The organism is Oceanospirillum maris DSM 6286 (assembly GCF_000422865.1).
In the GTDB taxonomy this organism is placed as follows: domain Bacteria; phylum Pseudomonadota; class Gammaproteobacteria; order Pseudomonadales; family Halomonadaceae; genus Oceanospirillum; species Oceanospirillum maris.
In genome coordinates this window covers 1-4,854 of record NZ_AUGW01000042.1, presented here as the reverse complement: position 1 = coordinate 4,854, position 4,854 = coordinate 1, and the positions used below count along the sequence as shown (strand labels likewise).

The window sequence follows — 4,854 nt, the reverse complement described above, 5'->3', positions numbered from 1 at the left end:
CAATCCGGTATTTAACGCCACCTATGGCGACGCCCTAAAGGGCGACCTACATTGTCCGGTGTGTAACGCTATTTTATAGCCTATTAAAATGCGGGCATAAAAAAACCCCATTTATCTTGCGATAAACGGGGTTTTATTTTTTCTGCTTAACACCGATCTTTTGGTTTTACACAGAAAGGCAACTTAAGAACAGGCCGCAGAGCAGCCTGTCTTTAGTTTAACCTTAGTCTTATACCAAGTCAGCTGTTGCTAGACCAGAAACAAGATCATCACCAAAGTCGAAGGTGCCGATTAGTTTAACGTCAGCAGTTGCTGAAGTTGCACCAGTCGTTACGTGGAATGCTTTATAAACATTCGCATCGTCACCTGTGCCTTGTACCATTAGCACGTTGTTGTTAACAGCAGTAGCACTTAAACCACTTACAGCATCAATAGCACCACCAGCATTAGTGTTGTTCAGCAGTGCTTTAACATTTGATTCAGTTAGCTCGTCAAATGTTAGGTACTTAACTGTACCAGCAGTGCTATCAAGGGTGCTGTTGTCAGCAGTAAAGTTAACAAGAACTACAGCATTAGTCGTGCCGAAGTCACCAGCAACAGTGTTATTGATAACCGCTTTGTTAGCATCAACAGTGTTTAGGTAACTAGTGAAGTCCAGTAGGTCATCACCTTGGGTAGAAGTAGCAACAGCTGTAGTGAAGTTTACAATGGATTTTTCACCCAAGTTGTAACCTGTGAACACAACAGTATCGTTGCTTTCTGCGCCTGTACCTAGAGTCAGAACATCGCTGCCTGTACCTAGGTTAACAACGTTATCGCTTTCTGCACCGCTTACGCCACCAGTGATGTTAGCACCAACACCTGCTTGGCTAACAGTGATTGCGCCTACGTCACCCGCACTTGCTGGGTATTCGATAGTAACAACACCACCAGCTACAGATACAGTTGCACCTGTGTCAAACGTTACGCCATTTACTGGAGTTCCAGCAGCAAACGCAGCATTTAATGCAGTTTCAACCGCTCCGGCAACAACTGTATCTGCATCGCCATTACTAACATTAACAGTAATACCGCCAACATTTAGCGTACCGTCAGCTGTTGCAGCAGCAAAGGTAATGGTCTGTGTTTCTTCTGTTGCAGGTGTACCAGCTACACCAACAGCAGCAGCAGCAGCAGCACCAGTAGCGCCACCAGCAGCAAATACAGGAACATCACCAACAACCGCAGCAGCTAGTGAGTTATCAGCCATCCAGTCAGCATCAATTTCGATGGTTACAACACCGAGTGCGCTAGTAAATGTTAGTGCGCTTAGTGGAATGTTGTTAGCACCAAACGCCATTGTAGTTGCGCCGTTAGCAGTTTTAAGTGCGTCCAATGCAGCTACAAACTCACCAGCAGCAACAGTATCATCTGTTTGGTCGGTTAGCGCGATGTTCAAGCCACCTAAGGTAGCAACACCAGCAGCACTGATTGAAGAAGCATCAACCGTTACCGCGAACGTACCATCAGTACCCGCATCGTAAGGTGTTACGTCATCTGCAACATTTGGAGCTGCTGCAAATGGGTTTGCGCCTGTGCTTGAAGTACCGTACTGCGTGTCATACAAGCCATCAGCAGTAGTGGTGTCAATGGTAGCAGTCGTCGATGTTTTACCATCGGCTAGGTAAACAGCATCAGCTTTAGCGGCTTCACCGTTTGCCAACATTACCTTGCCCGCTGCTTTAGCTGCTGCGATATCGGTTTCTGATGTGCTGTAAGTTGCTGGGCCTTGGATATCGATAACCAGATCAGTCAGATCGATAGTGCCATCAATCAAAGATTCGATTGCTAGTGCATTACCATCGTTATCCATCGCTGCAATTAGCTTGTTCAATACTGGATCATTGTTAACCGCAGCTTTAATCGCTTGGTTAATTTGCTGAGTGGTAGTGGTGTAGTTAGTTGAATCAATGGTGATGTACTTAGATTCAAAACCTTTAAAGGTTACTTTAACTACGGCTTTGTAGAAGTCGAATGTTTGTGCAACATTATTAGCGCCAGCAGAAAGGCTATTGTCGCTGTTAGAGGTTAAACCATTGCTGTAACCCGCACCTGCAATTAGTTCATTAACATCAGTTGTAGCATTGTTGAATACGAATACCGCACGGTCACCGGCGTTATCAACACGTACAACATCATTACCAGCACCGGCATTGATGGTTGCATTGCCAGAACCAGGAGTCAGAACCCAGTCATTACCAGCGCCTGCATCAATTTTAACGTTGTTGTTTAACTGTTGGTTAATCAACCAGCCAGTACCAGATTCCTGAATAGCAGCAACTTTACCAGTAGCATTCAGATCTTTAGACGCCATTACAGTGATGATGTCATCGCCTGCGCCAGTGCTAACATTAACTTTAGTGTCAACTGCTTCTAGCACGTCAGTGTCGATCGCTAGGTTCAGTACATCTTGACCAGAAGTCAGGTTGTAGGTGATAGCCGCTTGGCTGTCATCTGCAGTGTAGATACCTGTATCTTTCATCTCGTAACGAGACAAAACAGCATCAGAAATCCAGCTGTTGATAGCCGTGCTACCCGCCGCGCCTGCTTCAACTTGTTGTACGTCTACTAGACCGCCACCTTTAGTAGTAGTACCACCGGTAGTAACATCAGCAAACTGTTGATCAACCAATGCAACAACGTGGGTATCAGCATTTTTCTGAGTACCAACACGGAAGTAACCATTAGAACCGGTTTGCAGTTCAATGCGCTCTAGGTGATCAGTGGTTGCTTTAGATTTCAGAGCAGTCAACCAAACGCCGTTAGTAGCAGTAACTTTGATCTCTTCAACGCCTTTATCAGACGCAGACTGACCAGCCAAGTTAACAGTAGCACCTTGTGAACCGTAACCAACGTTATTAGCGTCAAGGTTAGTGGTGATCAACTTATCGGTGCTTGAAGGAGCAACGTTATTCAACTGTGCGTACAGGGTATAACCAGGATCAGGAATAACACCGGCTTTGTTGACAAAACCTTGTGGCGTTAGTACCGCACCGCCAGCATCAGTCAATACGATCTGAGTACCAGATACGTCTTCACCAGCTTGGTTTTTAACGGTAAACGCGCTGCCTAGCTCTACAGTAAAGTTAGCCAGTTTAGCGTAAGCCGCTGCATCTGCTGGAGTAACATTGTCAGAGTTAGTTGCAGGAACGTTTACACCGTTACCTAGCTCTGCTACGCGTGCTTGAATAGCCGCGAACAATTCTGCATAAGTGGTTGCTGCAAAGATTGCATCAGACTGAACTAGGATTTGAGCACCGTCTAGAGTGAATGCAAATGTATCAACAGGTACACGCTCTAGAGGATCTTTGCCATCAGTTGAAGCACGTAGATCCAACAGTTCTAGAAAGATCTGTGAACCGGAGCTTTCTGAAGCTTCACGAGCAATAATTGGCGACAGGAACAGACCGTTGAACGTGTCTTTCTCATCAATTTGGTTTTTTAGTTCGAAGGTGTAGTCAACAGATTTTTTGCTTAGACCCGCATCGATCTCAGCTTTACCAACGTTGTAAACGTTAACAGTATCGGTAACGTTGTTAGTTGTTTGCTGGTTAGTATCGGTATCTGCAAAACTAACTTTTAAGCTAGTGTCAGCAGCAGCAAGCTCTGCTTTAAGAGCTGTTAGATCGGTAGAAGTAGAAGTAGAAGCAATTGCTTTGTCTACGTTAGCGATCTTGCCGCCTTATGCTACTAGCTGTGCGTTAGCAAAATCAACGGTTGCTTCTGCGCGGCTAGTGCCAGACTCTAAAGCATTAAAGAAAGCAGTCATTGCAGTAGCGTCTGCAACGTTACCCAAGTTTGCTTTAACGTTCAGAGCGTATTCAGCGTTAGTACCTGTGCTTAGCAGGCCTGCAGATTCGATGAATGCTGCTGCTTCGTCTTGAGTATTAAATGCCATTAGGTCGGCAGTAAAACCACCAGGTGCTACACCAAGAGTTGCAACACTTACTAGTGATACTTGTGCTTTTGTTAAAGCCATTTGTAAAGCTCCTTGATCAAGGATTAGTTTAGTTTGGTTTTTCTTTTAGCAGGCATCGTGCCCACCAAAATGAAATTTGTCGCTCTTATGAGCCTGACCCCAAGTTCGACCCCGTTTATACTGTTTGCTGTTTAAACTGTTAAGAACAAATAAACAGTAAGCAGTTGTTTTAACCGGGCCTGCAGGGCTTAAGAAACAAAACAAATCGCTGTTAAGCCATCTGTTTTAGCTTATTAACTTAGCATTTACGCTAAGGTAACAGCTCTTTCAGGTCGCGCTTGTGATGCGGATCACACGAGCGATCTTTTTTATCCAGGCACTCCTGCCCTTCAAAAAACAGGGTCGATAATAGTCATTTAGGCCAACGGTAACAACCCCTTATGCGGTAAAAACAGGGCCAAGTCACACTTATTCACATTGGTTACATACCGTTTAAGTAAGCATTCTGCATCACTAACAAAAGAGGGTTTATCTTTGGTGCAACAAAGTTCAACACGGTAAATAATAGTGCCATTATTGGTGCATAACGCTTTCGACGGGCTAAAACCCGACCTACGCCTACGTTTATGCTTACAACGCCCACAACCATGCCCCGTGAAATGTAGGTCGCCCTTTAAGGCGTCAAATGATAATAATCACAATCATAGGTTTGTAGGGTGCGAAAGGCGCAAGGCACGAGCAACGTCTCGCACCATTTGCCTCAAAGCAAGCATCTGGTGCATGACGCTTCGTCTTAATTGGTGCATGACGCTTTCGACGGGCTAAAGCCCGACCTACGGTTATGCTTACAACCATGCCCCGTGAAATGTAGGTCGCCCTTTAGGGCGTCAAATGAT

2 protein-coding genes are annotated in these 4,854 nt (G+C 45.2%); both read right to left on the bottom strand.

Translation table 11 applies throughout. From position 1 onward, the window contains the following. Nucleotides 1-229: 229 nt before the first annotated feature. A complete protein-coding gene (locus G517_RS0111860; RefSeq protein ID WP_028304593.1) occupies nucleotides 230-3,376 on the bottom strand; it encodes a beta strand repeat-containing protein in 3,147 nt (1,048 codons plus the stop codon). Between the two features lie 345 nt (nucleotides 3,377-3,721). Continuing rightward, the gene (locus G517_RS0111855) at nucleotides 3,722-4,018 is read right to left on the bottom strand and encodes a hypothetical protein (protein ID WP_028304592.1); all 297 of its coding nucleotides are present in this window, start codon (nucleotides 4,016-4,018) and stop codon (nucleotides 3,722-3,724) included. Nucleotides 4,019-4,854: the final 836 nt, after the last annotated feature.

Excerpts from the sequence above, each read along its gene's own strand:
- G517_RS0111855 (WP_028304592.1), bottom strand. The coding sequence starts at position 4,018 with ATGGCTTTAACAAAAGCACAAGTATCACTAGTAAGTGTTGCAACTCTT.